Origin of the sequence: Bacillus sp. 166amftsu (assembly GCF_900107445.1) — a bacterium.
Classification (GTDB): Bacteria; Bacillota; Bacilli; order Bacillales; family Bacillaceae_G; genus Bacillus_A; species Bacillus_A arachidis.
Genome location: NZ_FNQA01000002.1, coordinates 561,556 through 585,317, shown reverse-complemented (window position 1 = coordinate 585,317; position 23,762 = coordinate 561,556). Strand labels below are relative to the sequence as shown.

Annotated in this window: 20 protein-coding genes and 6 pseudogenes; 5 read left to right on the top strand and 21 right to left on the bottom strand. The window is 34.5% G+C overall.

The window, feature by feature from the left end; translation table 11 throughout:
* Nucleotides 1-203 precede the first annotated feature (203 nt).
* Nucleotides 204-389: pseudogene (locus BLV40_RS29230) on the top strand (hypothetical protein); the annotation flags it as partial.
* Nucleotides 390-719: 330 nt separating this feature from the next.
* Here the strand turns inward: BLV40_RS29230 and BLV40_RS09745 are convergent.
* The 4 genes and pseudogenes from BLV40_RS09745 to BLV40_RS09730 form a co-directional block, all read right to left on the bottom strand.
* Nucleotides 720-1,055 (bottom strand): annotated as a pseudogene (locus BLV40_RS09745) (DDE-type integrase/transposase/recombinase); the annotation flags it as partial.
* A 14-nt stretch (nucleotides 1,056-1,069) separates the two neighbouring features.
* Nucleotides 1,070-1,636 (bottom strand): annotated as a pseudogene (locus BLV40_RS09740) (Type 1 glutamine amidotransferase-like domain-containing protein); the annotation flags it as partial.
* 121 nt (nucleotides 1,637-1,757) lie between these two features.
* Nucleotides 1,758-1,946 carry a hypothetical protein gene (locus tag BLV40_RS09735; protein ID WP_090689374.1) on the bottom strand — a complete coding sequence of 63 codons (189 nt, stop codon included), beginning with the start codon at nucleotides 1,944-1,946 and terminating at the stop codon, nucleotides 1,758-1,760.
* Nucleotides 1,947-1,957: 11 nt separating this feature from the next.
* Nucleotides 1,958-2,578 carry a flavin reductase family protein gene (locus BLV40_RS09730; protein WP_026590845.1) on the bottom strand — a complete coding sequence of 207 codons (621 nt, stop codon included), beginning with the start codon at nucleotides 2,576-2,578 and terminating at the stop codon, nucleotides 1,958-1,960.
* A gap of 94 nt (nucleotides 2,579-2,672) precedes the next feature.
* On the opposite strand from BLV40_RS09730, the gene BLV40_RS09725 reads away from it, so the two are divergent.
* The gene (locus BLV40_RS09725) at nucleotides 2,673-3,350 is read left to right on the top strand and encodes an ArsR/SmtB family transcription factor (RefSeq protein ID WP_090689371.1); all 678 of its coding nucleotides are present in this window, start codon (nucleotides 2,673-2,675) and stop codon (nucleotides 3,348-3,350) included.
* Between the two features lie 392 nt (nucleotides 3,351-3,742).
* On the opposite strand, the gene BLV40_RS09720 is transcribed toward BLV40_RS09725, so the two are convergent.
* From BLV40_RS09720 to BLV40_RS09680, 9 genes are all read right to left on the bottom strand, one after another.
* A complete protein-coding gene (locus BLV40_RS09720; RefSeq protein ID WP_211482113.1) occupies nucleotides 3,743-4,147 on the bottom strand; it encodes a hypothetical protein in 405 nt (134 codons plus the stop codon).
* Between the two features lie 167 nt (nucleotides 4,148-4,314).
* Nucleotides 4,315-6,255, bottom strand: a complete 1,941-nt coding sequence (locus tag BLV40_RS09715) for an AMP-binding protein (RefSeq protein ID WP_026590843.1) — start codon at nucleotides 6,253-6,255, stop codon at nucleotides 4,315-4,317.
* 48 nt (nucleotides 6,256-6,303) lie between these two features.
* Nucleotides 6,304-7,845 carry an acyl-CoA carboxylase subunit beta gene (locus BLV40_RS09710; protein WP_026590842.1) on the bottom strand — a complete coding sequence of 514 codons (1,542 nt, stop codon included), beginning with the start codon at nucleotides 7,843-7,845 and terminating at the stop codon, nucleotides 6,304-6,306.
* A 2-nt stretch (nucleotides 7,846-7,847) separates the two neighbouring features.
* Nucleotides 7,848-8,636: an enoyl-CoA hydratase gene (locus tag BLV40_RS09705; RefSeq protein ID WP_090689368.1), complete on the bottom strand. Its 789-nt coding sequence runs from the start codon at nucleotides 8,634-8,636 to the stop codon at nucleotides 7,848-7,850.
* A 4-nt stretch (nucleotides 8,637-8,640) separates the two neighbouring features.
* Nucleotides 8,641-9,552, bottom strand: coding sequence for a hydroxymethylglutaryl-CoA lyase (locus BLV40_RS09700; protein ID WP_026590840.1), 912 nt, complete (start codon nucleotides 9,550-9,552; stop codon nucleotides 8,641-8,643).
* Nucleotides 9,553-9,574: 22 nt separating this feature from the next.
* The gene (locus tag BLV40_RS09695) at nucleotides 9,575-9,790 is read right to left on the bottom strand and encodes an acetyl-CoA carboxylase biotin carboxyl carrier protein subunit (RefSeq protein WP_026590839.1); all 216 of its coding nucleotides are present in this window, start codon (nucleotides 9,788-9,790) and stop codon (nucleotides 9,575-9,577) included.
* A gap of 27 nt (nucleotides 9,791-9,817) precedes the next feature.
* On the bottom strand, nucleotides 9,818-11,155 hold the full coding sequence (locus BLV40_RS09690) for an acetyl-CoA carboxylase biotin carboxylase subunit (protein ID WP_090689365.1): 1,338 nt from the start codon (nucleotides 11,153-11,155) through the stop codon (nucleotides 9,818-9,820).
* 15 nt (nucleotides 11,156-11,170) lie between these two features.
* The gene (locus BLV40_RS09685) at nucleotides 11,171-12,316 is read right to left on the bottom strand and encodes an acyl-CoA dehydrogenase (RefSeq protein WP_026590837.1); all 1,146 of its coding nucleotides are present in this window, start codon (nucleotides 12,314-12,316) and stop codon (nucleotides 11,171-11,173) included.
* A gap of 216 nt (nucleotides 12,317-12,532) precedes the next feature.
* Nucleotides 12,533-13,501 (bottom strand): YbgA family protein, encoded by a 969-nt coding sequence (locus BLV40_RS09680; RefSeq protein ID WP_090689362.1) that lies wholly within the window; start codon nucleotides 13,499-13,501, stop codon nucleotides 12,533-12,535.
* A gap of 410 nt (nucleotides 13,502-13,911) precedes the next feature.
* Between BLV40_RS09680 and BLV40_RS09675 the strand changes: the two are divergent.
* Both BLV40_RS09675 and BLV40_RS09670 read left to right on the top strand, forming a co-directional pair.
* Nucleotides 13,912-14,655 (top strand): annotated as a pseudogene (locus BLV40_RS09675) (pre-toxin TG domain-containing protein); the annotation flags it as partial.
* 102 nt (nucleotides 14,656-14,757) lie between these two features.
* Nucleotides 14,758-15,025, top strand: a pseudogene (locus BLV40_RS09670) (hypothetical protein).
* Between the two features lie 315 nt (nucleotides 15,026-15,340).
* Here the strand turns inward: BLV40_RS09670 and BLV40_RS09665 are convergent.
* The 7 genes and pseudogenes from BLV40_RS09665 to BLV40_RS09630 form a co-directional block, all read right to left on the bottom strand.
* Nucleotides 15,341-15,997 carry a TetR/AcrR family transcriptional regulator gene (locus BLV40_RS09665; RefSeq protein ID WP_090689360.1) on the bottom strand — a complete coding sequence of 219 codons (657 nt, stop codon included), beginning with the start codon at nucleotides 15,995-15,997 and terminating at the stop codon, nucleotides 15,341-15,343.
* A 24-nt stretch (nucleotides 15,998-16,021) separates the two neighbouring features.
* On the bottom strand, nucleotides 16,022-17,041 hold the full coding sequence (locus BLV40_RS09660) for an ABC transporter permease (RefSeq protein WP_090689357.1): 1,020 nt from the start codon (nucleotides 17,039-17,041) through the stop codon (nucleotides 16,022-16,024).
* Complete coding sequence (locus BLV40_RS09655; protein WP_090689355.1) at nucleotides 17,038-17,763, bottom strand: ABC transporter ATP-binding protein; 726 nt, start codon at nucleotides 17,761-17,763, stop codon at nucleotides 17,038-17,040. The genes BLV40_RS09660 and BLV40_RS09655 overlap by 4 nt, the downstream gene beginning before the upstream one ends.
* 202 nt (nucleotides 17,764-17,965) lie before the next feature.
* Nucleotides 17,966-18,217: a hypothetical protein gene (locus BLV40_RS09650; protein ID WP_090689352.1), complete on the bottom strand. Its 252-nt coding sequence runs from the start codon at nucleotides 18,215-18,217 to the stop codon at nucleotides 17,966-17,968.
* A gap of 1,112 nt (nucleotides 18,218-19,329) precedes the next feature.
* A complete protein-coding gene (locus BLV40_RS09640; RefSeq protein ID WP_090689349.1) occupies nucleotides 19,330-20,139 on the bottom strand; it encodes a Cof-type HAD-IIB family hydrolase in 810 nt (269 codons plus the stop codon).
* Between the two features lie 202 nt (nucleotides 20,140-20,341).
* Nucleotides 20,342-21,189: pseudogene (blaOXA, locus tag BLV40_RS09635) on the bottom strand (class D beta-lactamase).
* Nucleotides 21,190-21,501: 312 nt separating this feature from the next.
* Entirely contained in the window at nucleotides 21,502-22,968 is a 1,467-nt protein-coding gene (locus BLV40_RS09630) for an aminoacyl-histidine dipeptidase (RefSeq protein ID WP_090689347.1), read from the bottom strand.
* 187 nt (nucleotides 22,969-23,155) lie between these two features.
* On the opposite strand from BLV40_RS09630, the gene BLV40_RS09625 reads away from it, so the two are divergent.
* Complete coding sequence (locus tag BLV40_RS09625) at nucleotides 23,156-23,542, top strand: GNAT family N-acetyltransferase (protein ID WP_170833630.1); 387 nt, start codon at nucleotides 23,156-23,158, stop codon at nucleotides 23,540-23,542.
* A gap of 15 nt (nucleotides 23,543-23,557) precedes the next feature.
* Here BLV40_RS09625 and spoIISB read toward each other — a convergent pair whose 3' ends face one another.
* Nucleotides 23,558-23,734, bottom strand: a complete 177-nt coding sequence (gene spoIISB, locus BLV40_RS09620; protein WP_090689342.1) for a stage II sporulation protein SB — start codon at nucleotides 23,732-23,734, stop codon at nucleotides 23,558-23,560.
* Nucleotides 23,735-23,762: the final 28 nt, after the last annotated feature.

Genomic DNA, 23,762 nt, shown 5'->3' with positions numbered 1-23,762 from the left:
ATTTTAATAACTATTAACATTCACTCATTTTTTATTACGATAAAAAGAGCGAAAAAAGTCCAGTGAATAAATCAATTAATTCAGTAAACTAAAAAAATAAACCTCCAAAATAAAAATTTACTGAAGAAACATTCAGCCTCTTCAACTGTAATTGCATTAATCTCATTGCTATTGGGGTAGCGAGTGCCATCAAAGGAGTTAATAAAAATAATGATTTTTGAGGGTAACACGGATACGATGTGGCTTCATCCTCGGGTCTAATTGGTATGGAATTACAAAGAGTAATGGCCATATTCACCGTTAATTTAAAAAGAATCGTAAAACTTTTTGGGTTCATTTCATTCCTTCCAGAATTATGGATTGAAAGTCGGCTTTTCTATTTAATATAAGAACTTTTCATTGGTGATTTTTGGTTACCTAATTATATTAGATTGTGAAAGGATGTCCAAAATTCCGACCCATTTTCAATGTAAACGTCAAGTAACTCCAAAATATACAATAAAAGTTGATTTTGGAGTTATTTTTTGTTTGCTTCACTTTTTTGGTACTTTGCAACTAGATGGTAAATCCATTGATCACGGCAAGACTTTATCAATTTCCTCTTTATTGTTTTAATCGATGTTAGGAAGTGTTTCAAACAAATAACGAAGATAATGATAGGGACTTAGATACTACAGCAACTGTTTGAACAACATCAAAAACATCTGATCAATTTGATAGTTCTTATCTACTGTTATCACACGAGGTTTAGAAACGTACGAAAAGGCCAAGGCTTTCTTGAAAAAGCACTTGGCTGCTTGTTTATCTCTTGATTTACTTAGATAAAAATCAATGGTATTCTGTTCTGAATCAACGGAACGATATAAATATAGTGCATTTTTACTTTAATATAGGTTTCATCAACTCTCCATGAATCATTTGCTGTTTTAGATGCTGTCGTACTTTCTCTTTTAATTGAGATCCATATTGATGAACTCAGCGCATAATCTTTGTATGATTAATTGATAATCCTCTTACCTCCATCATTTTCACCAGATTAGATTTTTATTATATTTCCAATCAATTTAATATTTTCTCCATCAATAACTATCCCGCCACCATCTTTACAAGCATAAATTGTCCTATTTTTCAACTTGGAATAATCCCTTACTAAATCTAAATATTTTTCACTCTGTTCCTCACTCCAATGAGGCAGAAAATCAAAATCTACAAAACCTAAAGAGCTTCTATCCTCTAGTCCTATTATATCTTCGTCTACAAATTGAGCTGTATCAATACTTTTAGTTGTTATTATACTGCCTGCACTAACCCCAATCAAAACCCCACCATTTTCCACATAATATTTTAATGGCTGCATTAAATTTCTTTTTCTTAGGGAATTTAAAAAGCGGAATGTATTTCCACCCGAAAGATGTATTGCATCATAATTAAATATGTCATTAATCTTTCTTTCATCGTATTCTTTATCTAAATCAAAATATTCTACATTACTAATTCCTAATTCTCTATAGTATTTAACTACATAATTAAAATACTTTCCTGTTACATCTGAAGATGATCGAAGATATGCTATTGAAGGATTTTCTTTATTTAATAATCTTAAAAGTTCATAATCCAATTTTCTATCTTCTTGCACTTGATCACTATATAGTACTATTTTTCTCACTAAAATCCCCCTATTTTCTAGTTCGTAAATTACTTGTTTTCAGTTAATTAAGCCTAGTGTTTATCACTGACACCTATAAAAAGAACTGCAATTATGTATTAATATCACCTTTCATCATTACTTTTTCAGAAGTATATTGTCTTACATGTTCATAAGCAAGTTCAATTGCGTGTTCTTTTGAATCTATAAGAGATAGATTACGTGTTAATGGATTCCAATATTCATATCCCTCATCTTCTGTCCATCGAAAAACTTCAATTGTATATAATTTGTCATTCAAAATACATACAACTAACTTTCAGCTCGATAATTCTTCCCAAGCTCTTCTCCTATCGAAAAATAGTGCCTAAAGTTATAAAATAATGGACTCCATTTTTGCGGATCAATATGGTTTTCCCCTAGTATTATCTCTTCATGCGCATGTACATGAACAACCTCGGTTTCAACAATTGCAAAGAAAGGATCATATTCTGGAATCCTAATTTGTTTTACGATTGTTTCGATTTGTAATGGGCATTCTTTAATACGTTGTGGTTTTACAAATTTTGAATCTAGCGGAGTCAAGCCAGCTAGTGCAAATTTATCTTTTTGATAGGTATATCCCATTTCTTGTTTGTAAACTGGGACATGTTCTAATCCTGTATAAGGTGCGATTTTTTCCACTTGTTTCCACTGCGATGAAGAAGGTAAATTAATAACACATTCTCTATTCCTTTCAAGATTTTCAATCGATTTCCCTCCCAAACCAATACCTAAAATTACATAGTTTCCTAAAGCCCATGAAGAAGACATTGGACTAATATTTGTTGTTCCATCCTCATCTAATGTCGATAATAAATAAATTGGCATTCCATAGTATAAAATCTTTGGTTTTATTTCTTTACATAACAGTTTCTCTGTTTTAGCATTCATACTATCACTCCTAAATTCGATATTTATTTGTATTGTAAAACACAAATAATTCCATTATCATCGAAATATGGATGTAAAATAAGGAGTGATGCAAATGAATGTAAACGCAGCAAAAATAGCTTCTCTTATTAGTGATACATCACGAGCAACCATCTTAATTCAACTTTTGGATGGTCGTCCACACCCAGCTACTGAATTAGCATATGCCGCAAAAATCAAACCACAAACAGCTAGCTTTCATCTTCAAAAACTATATGAAGCAGAAATTATAGATGTTGAAAAACATGGAAGACACCGTTATTACAAAATAACCAATCATACAATAGCAGAATCTCTAGAAAAAATACTATATTTAGCTCCCCCAGAACCAATTCAATCCTTAAAGCAATCGAAAGAGACTAGAGAAATTCAATATGCCAGAACTTGCTATGACCATTTAGCTGGGAAATTAGGTGTTGAAATTACAAATTCACTTTTGAATAACAACATATTAGTTAAGGAAAATTTACAATTTGAGGTGACTAAAGAGGGACAATTATTTTTCAAAGAATTTGGTATTGACTTGGATTCATTATACAGGAAAAGACGAGCATTCTCAAAATGTTGCTTAGATTGGACTGAAAGACAACACCATATAGCAGGAGCCTTAGGAAAAGCTATATTAGAAAGAATGTTAGAACAAAATTGGGTAACAAAAGCCCCGAAAACGAGAGCTATACATGTAACACATTTAGGAGAACAACAAATATTGCGTACATTTCTTATAAAATGAATTTTTTATTACAAAAATCAATTCTCCTATATACAGAAGAAAACTCGCTTCCTTATACCACAAAGCTTGCGAGTTTTACTTCTTACCAGTAATCATAAATAATAGAATCTAATGTGATTACGGTAAACGTGCTAGGAGCTAGAGCTGTCGTAGAATTCATTAAAATAATGAACTCTATTTGATACTATATGTAAAAGGATGAAAAGCGTTTGTACAATTAGAAGAGTCCTAAAAAGCCCAATGTGGTATCTACTCATTGGTTAGCTCCCCTGTATAAATTCGATATTTTCTCATTACTATTAATTTTTTACACATATAAGTTTACCTACTAAATTATGAGAATCACAAATAAGAAGCCATTCGCTTTTGAAAATAGCTTCTTTTAAAGAAAACTAGTTATTCTTTTTTACAATGTTAAGAAGCTCTGCATGTATTTCAGAAGCAATTTCTGGTTCTTGTTCACTAACTGCAATAATCTCACAAAGAGATACTGTGCTGCGTGTAGTACGACCGGTTCTTATGGTAACAGTATCACAATTTACAGATTCAACAACACCAACAATTTCAATTGTAGTTCCTCTTAAAATCAAAGTAACTAAATTAAAACTATCTCTTAGTTCTCTTAACTTACGGAAAATACCAGTTGTACAGCAACAATCACATTTTTCATTATGATCTTTTTTGCACTCTTTAAATTTCTTCAAGCAATCATCATTATCATCCCTGCATTTAGAATGCTTTTTGTGATCCCGGCATTTAGAATGGGTTTTTTCAAACCATTCATCACGACAACCCATAATTTCCACTCCTTTATTCTTTTACTACACAATATGAAAAAAGGATGAAAATGATAAAGACAAAAACATAGGAGGTAGAAAAATAAACGGTTATCCAATAGAAAAGAATATAGAATATCCAAAAATAAATAACGAACTCTTATAAAAAAGAGTTCGTTATTTATTTTTTATACTTGCTCAGATTGTAACCCCTGAATATATGATACAACTTCTGGATTCACTAACGAAGATAAATCTCCCAACTCTTTCCCTAAGTATGCTGCTTTAATTACCCGTCTCATTACTTTAGCATTTCGTGTTTTCGGCAAGTCCTCTACAACATGAATATCTTTTGGACATAACGCCTTTCCGATATGAGAGTTTACTAAATTCAATAATTCTTTTTTTAGTTCAGATGTAAATTTTATTCCTTCTTGTAAAACAACAAAGCAATGGCAGACTTCCCCTTTCACCTCATCTGGTACACCAATTGCGGCAGCTTCTATTACATTAGGATGTTTTACAAGAATTGATTCATATTCAGCTGGTCCAATGCGTTTTCCTGCAATATTTAATGTATCATCGGAACGTCCTGTAATGATATATTGTTCACCGTCATAGATTACCCAATCACCGTGTACCCACTTATTATCAAAGCGCGACCAATATGTATTAACGTAGCGCTCGTCATCTTCCCAGAAGCTTTTCGTCATTCCAACCCATGGTTTTTCTAAACACAATTCGCCAACTTCATCAAGAATCGGATTGCCTTGTTCATCTAATACAACAGCTGCCATTCCAGGTAATGATGCATTAAAACTAATCGGCGCAATTGGTTTAACTAACACGTTTCCAAAGATTCCACCAGAAATTTCGGTTCCACCTGAATAGTTACAAATTGGTACCTTTCCTTTTCCAACTGTTTCAAAAAGCCACATCCAAGGATCAGGATTCCACGGTTCACCTGTTGATGCAAATACCTCTAAACTTTCCAGAGAGTGTTTCTTTACATATTCATCACCTTTTGCCATCAATGCTCGAATTAATGTTGGAGAAATTCCAAGATGTGTAATTTGATATCGATCGACAGTTTCCCATAATCGATCTGCTTCTGGATAGTCCGGAACACCTTCATACATGACCATTGTTGCCCCATTAATAAGGGAACCAAATAATAAAAATGGTCCCATCATCCAGCCCATATCAGTTACCCATAACACACGATCACCTTGCTTAATATTCATACCAAATCCTGCATCAAATGCTGATTTCAAAGGGAATCCAGCGTGCGTATGTACCGTTCCTTTTGGCTTACCAGTCGTTCCGGATGTATATATGAGCATAAGCGGATCATCGCTTTTCATTTCTTCAGCATGTGTAAATGGCTTTTCCTTTTCAAGAATACTCCAGGAAAGATCATAATTGTGAGGTGTAAAATTATTTCCGGCATGACGGACAATCACAACTTTCTCAACAGTCGGACAATGTTCACACGCTTTATCCACCTCATCTTTTAATGAAACGATTTTACCGCGGCGTGAGAATCCATCAGCTGTAATAATCATTTTGGATCCTGCTGCTTGTACACGCGTCATAACTGCATCAGCTGCAAATCCAGAAAAAATCGGAGAAATAATTGCACCGATTTTCATTACTGCTAACATAGCAACAACTGTTTCTGGAATCATCGGCATGTAAATTGTTACACGATCACCTTTTTCAATGCCCATATGCTTCAAACCATTCGCAACGCGGCTTACCCAGCTATCAAGTTCTTCATATGTAAATGTTTTTGTTGTTCCATTTTCACCTTCATACATGAGGGCAGGTTGTTTTTTTGTTTCTTCATCTGCAAGCCAACGAGATAAGGCAGATTCAACTACATTGCACGTTCCCCCTGTATACCACTGTGCAAACGGTGTACCGTTTGCTAAATCTAACACTTCTGTATACGGCCTCATCCATTGATAGCCAACTGCACGTTCTGCTTCTCCCCAAAACCATGCAGTTTCTTCAATTGACTTGTTATAAAATGCTTCATAATCGTCATAACCCAGCGATTTCATCCATCCGTGTAAACGCGTTTTCTCTTTATATTCTTCTGTTGGAAACCATACCGCTTGTTTCACTGTTTTCCCCTCCTCATATTTCGAATAAGAAAGCCCTTAATAGGGCTTTTATACTGGATAAACTGGATGTTTCCGATCTGTAAATACTTGATATTTACTCATATACATTTCAAAGCGTTTCTTTAATTCTTCACGTAAATCATTCGGATGAACAATACCATCTATCACCATTTCTGATGCTAGTCGATAAATATCAATATCTTGTTTATATTCTTCACGTTTTTCTGCAATAAAACTTGCACGCTCTTCTTCTGGTAGCGCTGCAATTTTATTCGCGTATACAGCATTGACAGCAGCTTCAGGGCCCATTACAGCAATAGAAGCCGTCGGCAACGCAAGGCAGCAATCCGGCTCGAAAGCTGGACCTGCCATTGCATATAAACCAGCACCATATGCTTTACGAACAATAATTGAAATTTTCGGTACTGTCGCTTCACTCATTGCAGAAATCATTTTCGCACCGTGACGAATAATACCAGCTCTCTCCACTTTTGTTCCAATCATAAATCCAGGCACATCGGCAAGGAATAATAATGGAATATGATATGCGTCACATAAGTTAATAAACTTTGCTGCTTTATCAGCAGAATCGTGGAATAATACGCCACCTTTCATACGCGGCTGATTTGCAACAATACCAACAGGTTTCCCATCGATTCGTCCTAATCCTGTAATGAGTTCTTGCGCAAATAACTTTTTCACTTCAAAGAAAGAACCTTCATCGATAATACGGTTAATAAGATCTTTCATATTAAAAGGAGCATTTTGATTTTCTGGGATGATTTGTTCTAACGTTTTTTCGAACTGCTTTGGTTCTTGAGGCTTAGTCGCAGGAGCATTTTCTTGATAGTTACTTGGAAAATATGAAATATATTGTCTTGCCTGAGCAATTGCATCTTCTTCTGTTTTACATAACACATCTCCGCATCCTGATACGGAACAATGCATACGAGCACCGCCCATTTCCTCTAATGTTACTTTTTCACCAATAACCATTTCAGCCATGCGCGGTGAACCTAAGTACATGGATGCATTTCCTTCCACCATCATAACAACGTCACAAAAAGCAGGAATATAAGCACCACCAGCTGCTGAAGGACCAAATAATAAACAAATTTGCGGTACCTTACCCGACAGCTTCACCTGGTTATAAAAAATACGTCCTGCACCGCGGCGGCCTGGGAACATTTCAACTTGATCCGTAATACGAGCACCGGCAGAATCAACTAGATAAAACAGTGGTACACGTAACTTTTCAGCTGTTTCCTGGATACGTAAAATCTTTTCAACTGTACGAGAACCCCAAGATCCAGCTTTCACTGTTGAATCATTCGCCATCACACATACAGTTCGTCCGTGTATTTTACCAGTAGCAGTTACAACCCCATCTGCCGGTAAACCTGACTGCTCGCAATTTGCAAAGAGAGCGTCTTCTACATACTCGCCATTATCAAATAGAAGAGCTAAACGATCCCGAACAAAGATTTTTCCTTTTTCTTTATTTTGCTCATGATATTTCGGAGCTCCGCCTTGTTTAATTGTTTCAACACGTTCTGCAAACGAATTAGATTGTTGTTTTTGTTCTAGCACATTTACTCCCCCTTATACATCGGCTTACGTTTTTCCTTAAATGCCTGTAGTCCTTCTAATCGATCTTTCGTATGAATCACACCTTCATACGCCAGCTTTTCCATTTGTAGTCCAGTGTGCAAATCCACTTGTAAACCATTTGAAATTGCCTCTTTTGCTAATCGAACAGCAATTGGGCCATTACTAGCAATACGTTCTGCAATTTCAATTGCTTTTTCTTCTAGTAAGTTTGTTGGTACAACAAATTCTACCATTCCGTATTCCTTCGCTTCATTTGCTGAAATACGTCTTGCTGTATAAATTAATTCTTTTGCTCTACCAATACCAATTAGTCTTGGTAGTCGTTGCGTACCACCGGCTCCTGGAATAATAGCTAGAGATGTTTCAGTAAGTCCAAGACTTGCTGTTTCTGCTGCAATTCTAAAATCACACGCTAAACTTAATTCAGTACCACCACCAAGTGCAATTCCATTTATTGCAGCAATAACTGGTTGTGATAATTGTTCAACCATATCCATTGTGGAACGAATCATTCCGACTGCATAACGTACTTGTTCCTCATTCATATTGGCACGTTCTTTTAAATCCGCTCCGGCACAAAATGCCTTTTCGCCCGCTCCTGTCAAAATGACAACACGAACATCAGCTTCTTCATTAATATGAGTGAGTGTAGATTGCAACTCTTCCAATAGTGCAAGAGATAACGAATTTGCTTGTCGTTCACGATTTAATGTTATTTTTACAATATGCGGTGTTATATAATTCACTGAAATATTTTGCAATTGTAACATTTTATCACCTACTTATTGTTTTATGTTGCAATGCTTTATACACATGACTTGGCAATTGAATGTTTAACTTACTTTGAATAAATTGGCTAGCTTTTAATAATTTTTCTTCATTTATATTGGTTTGTACCCCCATTTGATGGAGCATATGTACTAGATCATCCGTTGCAACATTTCCTGAGGCTCCTGGTGCATAAGGACAACCACCGAGACCACCACAAGAACTATCAAATGTCGTAACACCGTATGCCAATGACTGAACGACATTTGCAAGCGCCATCCCGTACGTATTATGAAAATGCATTGCGAATTGAGAAGAATCATATTTTTTAAGTAAATGTTCTAATACATACTCTACTTGCAATGGATTTGCTACACCAATCGTATCCCCAAGTGAGATTTCATAAATGCCATATGAGAAGAGTTGATTACATAACTCATCTACAGCATCAATGCTTACATCTCCTTCATAAGGGCAACCAAATACAGTAGAAACGTAACCTCTTACTCTTTTACCTGCAAATTGTGCCTGCTTTGTAATATCTTTTATAACAGATAATGCTTCTTTAATAGACTTATTGATATTGCTTTTATTATGTGATTCACTTGCTGATAAAAAAACATTCACCTCATCTACATTTTGCAAAAGAGCTCGTTCCAAACCATTTTGATTTGGAACAAGCGCAGCATATGTAACGTCTGGTTTCTGCTTTAACTCTGAAAACACATCACTTGCATCAGCTAAAGCAGGAACCCATTTTGGGTGAACGAACGAGGAAACTTCAATATACGATACTCCAGCTTCTGAAAGTAATTGAATCCATTTCACTTTATCTTTTGTGCCAACAATTTTCTTCTCATTTTGCAAACCATCACGTGGTCCAACTTCTTTAATGACAGCAAAAGTAGGTAGCTTCAATACATTTCACCCCTTCTTCTCCCTATTCAATCTCTATTAATACATCTCCTTCATTAACAAAATCGCCCTCTTGCACATTAATTTTCATGACTGTACCGGCTTCTTCTGAAACGATTGGAATTTCCATTTTCATAGATTCCAAAATGACGACATCCTGTTCTTCTTCTACTGTATCTCCTACTCCCACAACAATCTTCCAAACATTACCTGCCATCGATGCATACACTTTTGTCATCATTTTTTCCCCCTTTAATATTCATAAACCTTATTTTTTTACAAGTTGTTTTGTTACAAAACCTGTTGTATAAATTCCACTTTGGAATACTTCATCTTCTAATACTTGCAGTAGCATTGGTGTATTTGTCTTAATGCCTTCCACTTTCAGTTCTTGAAGTGCATTCTGTAGTTTTTCAATTGCCTCTTGACGTGTTTCACCATGAGCAATTACTTTTGCAATCATTGGATCGTAGAACGGTGTGATTGTCACGTTATTTTCTAAAAAGTGATCAATGCGCACTTTTTCTGGTAACGTTAGGTCCGTAATCTTCCCAGGTGATGGGAAAAATGTTTTTGGATCCTCCGCATAAATACGCGCTTCAATGGCATGACCACTACGATTTATATCGTCCTGCGTAAAGGAAAGCTTTTCACCAGATGCAATAAGTAATTGCTGTTCAACAAGATCTAGACCGGTAATTTCTTCGGTAACGGGATGCTCTACTTGTAATCTCGTATTCATCTCTAAGAAATAAAAGTTTTTCTCGTCATCTACAAGAAATTCAACAGTACCTGCATTTATATAGCCAAGAGCTTTTGCTGCTTGTACAGCAACTTCTCCCATTTCTTTACGAGCCGCTTCATCTAAAAATGGAGATGGTGCTTCCTCAATCACTTTTTGATTTCGGCGTTGTACTGAACATTCACGTTCCCATAAATACACTGTATTTCCATGAGTATCAGCTAGAAGCTGAATTTCGATATGATGCGCGTCTGCAATATAACGCTCTAAATACATTTCACCATTACCGAAAAAGTTTTGCGCACGCGTTTTATTACTCTCAAATGCCTTGGTGAGCGTTTGCTCAGTTTCCATCAACTGCATTCCAATGCCTCCGCCGCCCGCGGATGCCTTCAGCATTAATGGATAACCAATTTGTTTTGCAATTTCAATCGCTTCCTCAGCAGTCTCAATATTTGTTGTGATTCCTGGTACAACAGGAACATTTGCTTCTTGCATTGCCAGACGCGATTCGATTTTACTACCCATCTTAGCAATAATTTCTTCAGAAGGGCCGATAAATACAAGTCCTTCTTCTTTACAACGAATCGCGAGGGATGGATTTTCTGATAATAATCCATAACCTGGATGAATCGCTTCAGCATTTGTTTTCATCGCAATGTCTATAATTTTTTCGAGATTTAAATAACTCTCTTGGACACGCGGACCACCAACTAAATAAGCCTCATTTGCTAGTTTGACATGAAGTGCATTTTCATCCGCCTCTGAATAAATAGCAACTGTACGTATTCCAAGTTTTTGACAAGTTTTAATGATACGAACTGCAATTTCACCACGATTAGCAATTAAGATTTTTTGAAACATAGTGAACCCTCCCTTTTATCTACATCCTAAATGTCTTGCAATTACGAGACGTTGAATTTCAGAAGTTCCTTCACCAATTTCTAAAAGTTTTGCATCGCGAATATGACGTTCAACTTCATATTCACGCATATAACCATATCCACCGTGAATTTGCACGGCTTGATTCGCAATACGACTAGCTGCTTCAGATGCAAAAAGTTTTGCCATAGCTGCTTCTTTACCGAAAGGTTTATCATGATCTTTTAACCAAGCTGCTTTATGTACTAAATTACGCGCTAATTCCACCTCAGTAGCCATATCTGCCAGTTTAAATTGAATCGCTTGGAAATTAGAAATCGTTTTTCCAAATTGCTGACGCTCTTTCGCATATTGAAGTGCACGCTCAAAAGCAGATTGTGCAATCCCTACAGCTAATGCCGCAATGGAAATACGACCTCCATCAAGTGTATATAAAAATTGCTTAAATCCTTTATTCACATCACCAAGAATATTCTCTTTCGGTACACGAACGCTATCAAGTACGATTTCGCAAGTATTAGAAGCGCGAACCCCCATCTTATCGTATGGACTTGAAATCGTTAAACCTTCACTTGTTGTCGGTACAATAAATGCAGAAATACGTTTTTTACCATTTTCCTCAACACCGTTGACAGCGGTTACAATAATTGTATTTGCATACTCCGCATTCGTAATCCAGCACTTTTCACCACTAATTACGTATTCATCACCATCTAAAAATGCTTTTGTTTGTGTGCCACCTGCATCAGATCCAGCGTTCGGTTCTGTTAAACCAAAAGCACCTAATGTTTTTCCAGATGCCATCGGGATTAAATACTTTTGTTTTTGTTCTTCTGTACCAAAGTAATAAATCGGAGAGGCACCTAATGAAATTGTTGCAGCATAACTTAAGCCTGTACCGCCACAAGCACGTCCAATTTCTTCAACAGCTAATGCGTACGATACAGTATCGCCGCCAGAACCTCCATACTCTTCTGGGAATGGGATTCCTAACAAACCTAGTTCGCCCATTTTTTGAAACGTTTCGTATGGAAACTCAGCTGTTTTATCATAATACACAGCTTTTGGTGCGATTTCCTTTTCAGCAAAGTCACGTACCATTTCTTTAATCATTTGTTTTTCGCGAGTTAGAGTAAATTCCATTCCGCCACACACCCCTTATCGAATATTGAGTTTCGACAGCGTGCGAGTCTGTACTACAAACATTGCTTTTTAAAAGATAAGGATAGTAGTTAGATAATTGTTATAATTCTGTCATAATTTAATTTTAAAACAGATTCTGTACTCATGCACAAAAAAATTCCTACATTGTTCTACAACAACATAGGAATAATGGTGTCGAATTATGAGGTTTTTTCTTTAATAATCTCTTCCTTTTCCTGAATCTGAGATTTCTACTAATACTTCAGGGTACGGTTCAAAATATGTTTGTCGTAATAAATAGTTTTCTTCGAATCGAATCGCCCATGATTTTAAGATTGCAAGCAAACTGCTAAGTGGAATTTTCTTTTCAGCATACTTGTGAAGTAATCCTAAAAAATGCTCTTTTTCTTGTTTCTTTAACTTCATTTTAAAGTATCCCAAAATATGCGCACATACATTTATATTCGATGTATAGCGCGGTGTGCGCATTAACAATTCATGCAAAGTCTTCTCATAATTTTCAAAAACAACTTCAATCTTTTCCTTTTTGGGATTCGCGATAATACGCCCTAATTCTTTCTGTTTCACTTGATTATATGCCATAAATAAATATTTATTATCAGACTGAAAATGTATGAGATCTTTCAAGTTTCTATTATGTTTTAATATTTTAAAATTAGCGATTGTAAACAGCCTAGTAAAGAAATGTTCACGGATAATAAAATTCGACAATCTACCTTCTTCCTCTATTGCAATATGCGAAAATTTTTTTAATACAGCGCTACCAAACAAACCAGCACCCTTCTCTTTTACTGGTGATTTTTCATATCCTGTATAAATTTTCACATCTCTAGTTCCACAACTTGGAGAACGATTCTTTAAAATAAAACCATCAACATCTGGTAAAGAACCTAAAAATTGATTAGAAAAACTTTGCATTTTTTCTGTTACATCTTCTTTAGTTGAAGGTTGTACAAGTTTGTGGATTCCTTCATCTTCAATAATCCGAATCGTTTCACGAGGGATTCCTAATCCAATCTCTACTTCAGGACATACCGGAATAAATGTAACAAATGGTTGTAAATTTCGAATTGTAACATCTGAAATCATTTCTCCATTATAACGACAAGCATCAAATTCTAGGCATTTACTTACAACAACTGTTGGTTTTGCAAATTGTCGCATTTTATTACCCCCACGGCGTTAATTCGTATAATATAAATTGGACTACGATGAGTATTCTAAGCAAAGTTAGTTTGTATTTTCTCTTTTTATTATGACTAAATATGAGTGACATATCAGCGATAATTAATATCTATTTCATATAAGTGTTAGCAAGTTCATTTGCAAACTTGTTAGCACTTTTTTTATATTTCTTCTATTATAATCTTCTCCCCTTCTTTACCTCTACGCTATATCAGATTAATTCTTGTTTCCTTGTTCAGAACTACGAGAAACACATTTTACACAAACTGTATTTTTCGGAGGAGAATTTAACCATTTATTGTTATAACTAAAACAATATTTTTCCAGGGGTGTTCCTATGAAGAACAGTAAGATAATGGACATACATATTAGGCACTCCCCTTCCTTGTCAATTTCAATCACAGGTAGCTTCAACGGATGTAATCGAACAAGAAATATTAGAACAAATTCAAGAAATTGACCGAATGAAAACAAGTATGGAAACAGTCAGTCAAGCTATGCCAATCCCGGGTATGGACGCTATGGCGGATCTTTTTACTGTCATGAGGCAAAAATTGCAAGAAAAGTTAGATCATCTGTATCAATTCAATCAGACCTCTAGCAATAACTATAGTACAGCAATTCAATTAGCAGCTAGCATTGCGACGGGTCTAGCGGAAGTCCAAAGCGGAAAAGGCTTTAGTCCGGCAAGTGGCACATTTAGTACGCAAGGGTTGAACATGGAGTGGACGGCATCTATTCAAAAAATTACAGAAGATAGAGCTCACCAATCCGAAACTCTTGAAGGTGACAATCTAGTTGAAAGTGAGACAGTAGATTATACGTCTTCTTCTGAAGAAAATGGCGATGATTTAAAGAAAGCAGCCAGGGATTTAACGGGTGAACTTTCGGGTGAATATGATGTAAGGTGTGTTATAGAAGGTGTGGACCCTGACACGGGAGAAAAACTTTCATGGTGGAAACGTGGTGGGGCAGGTGTCATGGTTTTTGCAGGCCTTACACCCGTTGGTAAAGGAATCTTTAATGGTTTACGAACAGCAATCCGTAATAGAGATATAAAAGATGTAGCAATCTTAAGTTCAAAACAAATCGAGCGTTTAATTAAACAAGATAAAATAACGACATCTCATTGAAAAAAACTTGCTCTAAAGTGGACTAAAAGAGACAATGAGTATTTGATAAAAGGTGAAATACCAAAAGACTATTTCAAAATTCCTGAATAAGAAGGTGCAAATATGAAATTATACTTTAAAGATACTGAAATAGGCGAAATCACAGATGTTTTTGTAGAAACACCATGTATGGAACAATACATTTCCATTTCAGGAATATTTTCATGAAATGGTAGATGAGGATAGTACATTTGATTTTGAAAGTATCAATCCTGAATTTCTATACGATGAAAATCGGTCTATTTCCGATGAAAATGAGGGGAAATATCTAGGAATTGATATTCCAGCTATTCACATCGAAGATACGACAATCGCATGGCGATGGAGATAACAGCTACTCATTTATTGTACAAAGAGAATAGTAAATAAAAAAGGTTTTGGTGCAAAAATAGAATAAAAGATAATAAAGCGCATATCTTGTTGTGGCATATTATTCAAAATTTCTTTTTGCGTATTGTTTGCAGATTCATAACTTGCTATTGCTAACGCACTGATTGGTAATTTTGAACCTGCAATACGAGCGGATGTACGAATTGAATGTTCTTTCTTTGTACATTTGCATTTAAGAAAGTAAAAACGCGGTTAACAGTATCTTGGGATAGTCAATGTTTACAAATATGAAAATCAAAACCCACAAACGTTGTTATCACAACGTTCGTGGTGTTAGTCCATACAATATAAATTGAATTGTATTTTCAATCTCTACTTCATCGTCCCATTTTTCTTCAGGTAATAATAAAAATCGAGTTAAAATTAACCCCATTATAGAAGATAAAGTAAAGCGCACAATTGAAGGTGTAGGCATTTCAATAATTTGCCCTTGTTCTTGAAAATGTAGAATTAGTTTTTTAAACCGGGAAAAAAGTTCTTTTTCCACTAATTGTTGTATTTCATTTTTTAATTCTGGCTGGAATGGTACTTCTTGCATTAAAATTTTTAGCATTGGAAAATGTTTTTTAGCAAACTCAAATCGATTTCGTATTGCTATTCTTAAAAACTCTTCATACGTTTCATACGTATTCTCCAGTATTTCTTTTGCAAAAGCTTGTACAAAAAATGGTGCAGCGAACTTTGTTAATGTGGGCATTACAACCGCTAAAAGTAACTCTTTTTTCGTTTTATAGTAGCGGAAGATCGTTCCCTCCGCTACACCAGCACGCTTTGCAATCTCACTTGTTGAAGTGGATGCATACCCTTTTTCTCCAAACATATCAACCGCTGCTTCTAATATACGCATTTGTCGTTCATTACGCTTATCTGTATCTGTAGCAGCAATTAACTCCTCTAACCAATCTTTTTTCATGCATCATGCCCCTTTTAATAAAATTTATATTCTACGATGTTTCCTCAAAGCAAATATATTCCCTATTGTAAATAGTAGTGCAAAAAGAAATAACACACAAAGGTCTCCCGCAATTTCAGCAAATCCTTGATTACGAATCATCACTTGTCTCATCGCATCAGCACCATATGTGAGCGGAAATAACTTTCCAAGCATTTGTAGCCACTTATTCATTGATTCCATTGGAAATAAACCTGAAAAGAAAATTTGCGGTACGATAACAAGTGGGATAAATTGAATCATTTGAAATTCGTTATTGGCGTATGCCGATAAAAAAGTACCAAGTGTTAACGCTGTTAGTGAAAGCATACATGTAATGAGTAATGTAAGCCACAGTGATCCTGCTACATATAAATCAAGAATATAAACAGAGAAGCTTACAATGATAACAGATTGTAACAAAGCAAAAATACCAAATCCCAGTATATAACCCATGACAATTTCCCAGCGACGCACTGGAGTAGATAGCAGTCTTTCCAACGTCCCACTTAAACGTTCTCGCACAAATGAAACTCCTGATAAAATAAAGACAAAGAAGAATGTGAAAAAGCCAATTAATACCGGTCCGAGTCCATCGAACATCGTAAAATCTGCGGAACCATGTAAAAAATCAATTTTTGGTTTCATACCAGGCATTTCATTTTTTTCTGTGGCCTTTTGTAATGCTTGTAGCACGGCACGGTTTTTTGAAGAATCGCTACCTTCTAGTAACACATTCACTTTTCCATCTTCTAAAGTAATAATGGCATCTACTTGTTGATTTTTCAACTTAGAATACGCTTTATCTTTATTATACTCATAGATGGTAGCATCTTGCTTTTTCATTGATTCCACTATAGGTGCTGGAGCATCTATTAATGCAATATGAGGAGTGTAATCCTTTTGTGTAAACACTAGCGATAATAACCAAAGGAGTAACATTGGCGCTCCGAACATCATTGCCAACGATCGTTTATCCCGGAAAAATTGCCGAATAATCCGAATAATTACACCACCAATTCTCATGATTCAACCGCTCCTTCCAATAGAAAGACATCTTCAATCCGCCCTGATGAAGTTCGACCTTTTAAATCATTTGGGGTTCCTGTTGCAATTAACTTCCCATCTCTAATTAATCCAAGACGTTCACAAAATTCAGCTTCATCCATAATATGTGTAGTCACAATAATCGTTGTTCCTTGTCCTTTGAGTTCATGAAATTTTCCCCAAATAGATTTACGAAGAACCGGATCAATTCCAACCGTTGGCTCATCTAAAATTAAAAGCTTTGGTTCATGTAAAAGTGCCATCGCTAGAGATAACCGTTTCTTCATCCCACCTGAAAAGTGTTGCACTTGTTTTTTAGCATGCTCTGATAATTCAACTAATGTAAAAACTTCTTCAATTCTCTCTTTCTTACGTTTACCTTTCAATCCATACATTGTTGCGATAAAATCTGCATTCTCATAAGCAGATAACTCTTCATACAGTGCATCAGCCTGTGCCATATAGCCTATTTGCTTCATACCGTTTAAATTAGGCATTTTCGTTCCTAAAGCTGTTACTTCACCTGTCGTCGATTCACTAATACCAGCAATCATTTTGATAAGTGTTGTTTTGCCAGAACCTGAAGGGCCTACTAAACCAAAAATTTCTGTTTCTGCTACAGATAGTGAAATATTATGCAAAACTTCTTTTTTTCCAAAACGCTTTGATACATCTTGCAAAATAACAGAAGGTTGTTGCAATAAAATCTCCTCCTTTTATAAAATGAGTGAGTACTCACTTTAATTATACGTTTGAATTATTATATGTCAAATTTCTTTTATGAGTATTATTTTTTTCAATCTAAACTTCTAACAACTAAGTTTGTTATAGAAAATGAATCAGAGTCGACAGTAGAATATATTTTCTCACTGTCGACTCTGATTCATTTCAAATGATTACAAATTAAGTCTTTAAATTTAAATATTTTCTAATTCTAGCAACATCTAAAGAATATTCAATAATTAGTTGTTGTATAGGTGAAATAACTTTTTCCGGATACAAATGTGCATATTTTAAAGTTTCCGTATATTTTTCTAGCCTTTTTTCCAAATACTTTATTATTTGCTCAGGATGATTCACTAATAAACTTTGACTATAATAATGAATTTGCTCCTCAATTGCAGTGTATTCCTCAATTTCAAATTCTTTATACATGTGTACACCCCTTTATAATATTTTTTATATGCACAAGTCATAAACATTTTCACTTAAACGAAAACTGATTATTTTAATTATTTAAACTATAACAAAGAAAGGACGTCAAAATTTGTTAGTTTATGTAGCGTTGAAAAAATTTAACAAAACTGTAATGGATACTTGTACTTTATAGAGAATTTCAATCTTTCATGTAAATTTCTCCATCATCAATACTATTTTCTATCAAAAGAGTATTGGTGAATAGATAACAGTAATTTCATCGAAAACAAATAAAAAAGTCGTACAAATTAATTAAACTGTACGACTACAATCTCCTGTCTATTAAAAACCCTTTGAGGAATGATGCTATTCCCTAAACTGCTACTTTTTTACTTTCTCAATTAAAACTTTCTGATTTTCTCCAAATGTTTTACTATGTAAATCCGACAACTGGACCATTTTAAACCCTTTAAAATTAGCAGGTATGTTACTTGATGTTGTCAATACTTTTCCTATACTTAATACATTGTTTTGCAGATATGAAAATGCACTAACTCCTACTACTAATATACTTATAATGAATAACCTTTTATATCTTTTTTCATATTTCCCTTCCTTATAAAGGTGCAATCAGTATGTATTTTTTAGCATTCCTTTTCAAATCGTATTATTAGTATTTTATTATATAACTTATCTTGATAGAATAGATACTATTGTGTTTTTTGAATATAATGTTTTATTTTCTTTTCAATACAGTACATGAAATTATCACCTTCTTAATTCCCTTGCCAGCTAAATTTGCAAATACTGACATCACCTATTCATGTAGCTTTTAAATAAAGTTTGATTAAAAACTTCTTACAAATCCACATTCTATGGTAAACAGAAAGGATCCATTAAAAAAAGATGAGCAGCTCCCTGTCAAGTAGACAGTGGAAATAATAAAAATACTTTAAGTGCCCCATTAAAAAAATATTTTAGACTATAGAATAAAGTATTAGACTGTTAAAAAATAGTTGTAGACTGAAAATGTTTTTTAGATATGAAAACACCCTTTATTAACATAAAATCAGAGTATCGCAAAACCTTTAAAAGTCCCTTTTAAGAACTGAAGGGACTTTCCATTCACATTAGTTTTTACTTGGATTGGCAGCAAAGATTATTTGTTCTAACACCTGTGCCACACCTTCTTCATCATTGTTTCCGGTAACAAAAAATGCTATTTCTTTTAACTCAGGAATAGCATTACCCATTGCCACTGGTAATCCAGCTTCCCTAAATAAATTAAAATCATTCCAGTCGTCCCCAAAAGGCATAACACAATCCATAGGTATTCTCTTAGCTGCACAGATATCAATAACAGCGCGCTCTTTCGACACATCTTTATCCATAATTTGAATCAAACTTCCCGAGTCAGTGCGTATCATGTTAACTTTATCTGCAAAGAGTTCCTGTAAACTTTTATAGTCATAGCATTGAGAAATCAGTATTTTGGAAGCTTGTGTCTTTCTAAGTTCATCAATGGTTATTACTGTAGGGTTTGTTGTAACTTTCATGACCTGTTTATAGTCTAAAGTTTGGCTGCTGTACCAAGCATCTTCAGACTCTATGGAAATATAAGTATCTGGCTGATTCGTATGTATATAGTTTAGAATTTCTTCCGTCAATATTTGTTCAATTGGATAATGTTTTTTACCTAATTGATTATCTATGGATAAAGCACCGTTATAATAAACAACAGATGCTATTTCCTGAAGCTCCCTACATAAAAAGTCATTAACAGACCTTGGTGGCCGTGCTGTTGCAAATATAACAGCAAGACCTTTTTCATGAGCTGTCAAAATGGCTTTTTTACTTCTTTCAGACACTTCTTTTTGTGAATTTAATAGAGTTCCATCGAGATCTAAGACAATGGCTTTTACATCATTTGTAAGTTTCATGTATATTTCCCCTTTTTTAATATATCAACACTCTTTTAATGTTCTATATTGAGCTATGAAATCCTGTATACTGTATACATGTAAGGCTACCATATAGTCTAATACTTTATTTTATTAAAAACTTTCTTCACGAAATGAAACTTAGTCATCAGTCTAAATCTTTATTTTACAAATGTAGAAAAATATGAATAGGGGAATCTAATTAGATCAATGATGTTCGGTCTAAAACATTTTTATAACGGGACATTAAGCGGTACTTCTTTAAGATATCCAATGTGATGTTTTTAGCTTTTGTACCCGTACCATCAATGTTTGTTACAAAAACATAAGAACGATTGTCTATTTTTTAAAGCCAACAAGCCAGCCTAATCCTAAATCAGACAATCTTGTCCCCGTTTTCCCATAAAGTGTGTAGTAATCCCCTTCTTCTTGGATCATCATTCGTTTTACAGTTTTCATTACATGTCTATCAAACGGAAGTTTTTCTTTATACAACTTCCCGATAAAATCAACTTGTTCAAGAGGACTAATTTTTAAAGAGCTGCTTAACCAGAAATGGTCGATTCCTCCACTAATATCCTCGTTTCCATACGAGACTTTTTGTATCCAATCATTCATGCGTTGCTCTCCAATATCCCTAGCCATTTCCTGGTAATACCAAATAGCTGATTCACGCATAGCCGATCCAAGGATATGATCACGGTTCCATGTATCAAATTCACGTTTTACGCCATCCCATCGTTTTACATCATACTCATCTCGAACAGCTTTGACTTGTAACCCAATTAAGGCATTAGGGACCTTAAATGTAGATTCCGGGGTTTGTCTTGTGTTAGCTCTTTCCTGATTGTAGACAAAGGTTTCTCCCGTTTTAACATCACGTAATATAAACGTTCCATTATGTTCAGAGAAAAATTCAACGACATCTAATTTTTTAACGTTAAGTTTTTCTTTAAAAGTAACTTCTTTACTTGGTGTTTGAGCTTGAGCTGTAAAACTTATTATCCCTGTAAACAGTAAAAAAATGGACAGGTAAATCAATTTTCTCATTTCAGACACCTTATTAAATTTAATCTATTGTTAAAATTCTGAATATTCAACAATAAAACCTTAGATGCCAAGAGGTTTCTGTGGCTTTGGAATAAAATTTGATTGAGACTCACACTGAACCCTTTAATCGAAAAGGGGCAAAGCGGGGTAACTTTTTTGCAAACGGAATAACTTTCTTCAAAATGGTACATCTTTTTTATAAACGGTACGACTTTATTTCAAATTCACAATTCACCCTATCCGTGTGAGAAATCCTATAAATACATCAAAAAACTGCCTAAGAAAATCTTAGACAGTTCGATTCATTCATATTTATATTAAAGATTTTGTTTCTCTCATTACATCAATGAAGTATCCCCAGTTATTAATAACAGAAGAAATACTAATATGTTCATCCGGCGTATGAACGTTGAAAATATCTGGTCCAAATGAAATTGCATCTAATTCAGGCATTTTTTGAACAAATACACTGCATTCGATACCAGCGTGTACTGCGAAGATTTCAACATCTTTATTATATTTTTCTTTATGCACTTTTTCAAACAAATCACGAATCGATGAATTTGGATTATATGGCCATTCTGGATACTCTGATTCCTTCTCAAACTTTGCTCCGACCAATTCTGCAATATGCTTAATTTCATTCGTAATATGCTGCTTTAGACTACTTACTGAACTTCTTACTTCGTTTCGCAATTTAATTTCATTATGTAATGTTTCAATAACTCCTAAATTTGTTGAGCTTTCTACAAGCCCTTTAATATCCATACTCATACTTTGAATACCATTTGGAATTAAGAATAAAGAAGATATAAGCTGTTTTTGTGTTTCTTTCGCAAATACTTTTTCTACTTTTTCTTCTAATTTCGTAAGAGACACATGTACATCGGGATCAATAGCACGTAGCTCTTCTTGTAAAATGCGTGTCCAATCTGCAACTTTCTCTTCTGCCTTATGTACATCATTTGCAGATAATAAAATTGTTGCTACACTTTCACGTGGAATTGCATTTGTTTTTAATCCACCATGGATTTCACTCATGTTAAATTGGATCTCATTCGATAAATCATGCAATACTCGTCCTAAAACTTTGTTTGCATTACCGCGTTGCTTATCAATTTCCATACCCGAATGGCCGCCTTTTAGCCCTCCAACATATAAACGATATGCAGCTAAATCAGCAGATATTTCTTCCCAAACAACAGAAATTGTTTCAACTGCTTTTGCTCCTCCTGCACTGCTCACTAGTAATTTATGATCTTCTTCAGAATCAATATTAATAAATATTTTTCCATCAAAGTGCTTTGGATCAACAGCAAAAGCTCCGCCCATTGTTGTCTCTTCTTCTGTTGTAATCACAACTTCTAGTGCTGGATGATCGATATCTGTTGAATCTAAAAGCGCTAATGCATATGCAACTGCAATTCCATTATCCGCACCTAAAGTCGTTTGATTTGCATACAACATGTCGCCAACAATTCGTAACTCGATTGGGTCCTTTTCAAAATCATGAACTGTTGCCTGATTCTTCTCACAAACCATATCCATATGACCTTGGATAATAATTGCTGGAACATTTTCATACCCTTTAGTTGCTGGCTTTTTAATAATTACGTTTAAAGCTTCATCTTGTACAACTTCTAAATTACGATCTTTTGCAAATTTCACTAAGTAATCACTAATTTCTTTTTCATGTCCAGATCCTCTTGGAACCTTTGAAATTTCTGCAAAATGATAAAATACAGGGTGCTTTGTTAATTGTTCTAAAGTAGAATACATTGTAAAGCTCCTCTCAAATAAATCTTTGAATTTTAAATTATTCTTTTCTTTATCATTATACCACGCTTCATCATTTTACTTTTTATGAAAGATGTAAACCTATCGATCCTATTTAACAAAACTATCCTACACTTTTTTCACAGAATATTGTTATAATTTTTATAATACATAAAAAAGGAGAATGTATATGTATTTTACAGACAACCTCCCTGATCCTGAACATATTTTCGATTTATACGATTCCGTCGGTTGGAATGACTTTTTAAAGCTTTCAAAAGAGCAATTGCATCATGCTCTAACTCAAAGTACTTTTGTTATAAGTGTTTATGATAACGATCAATTAATTGCGACAGGGCGTATCATTTCAGATGGGGTAATTAACGCTTACCTATGTGGATTAGTCGTTCATCCATCCTACCAAAATCAAGGGATTGGAAAAGGTATAGTGCAAAAATTAATAGTGAAATGCCAAAAACGGAATCTGCATTTACAATTAATTTGCACAGAAGAAAATATTCCATATTATAAGAAACTGGATTTTGAGGAATTCGGAGCAGGAATGAAGAAGAAATAAAAAAAGAAAATGCTTTTATACATTTTCTTCCATTTTTTTTCTTTGTATATATTTTGATGCATCATGATTCATGAGCTTTTCTAATCGATTAATATTTTCTGTTAATGCACCTTTTACAAGAGAGAAATCTGTATTTGGTGCTTCTTTTTTTTCCTTAAAAAAAGAAAGTTTTTGTTGTTTCATTTCTTGCATTTTTTCCTCCCCCTTTTATAAAAGAGAT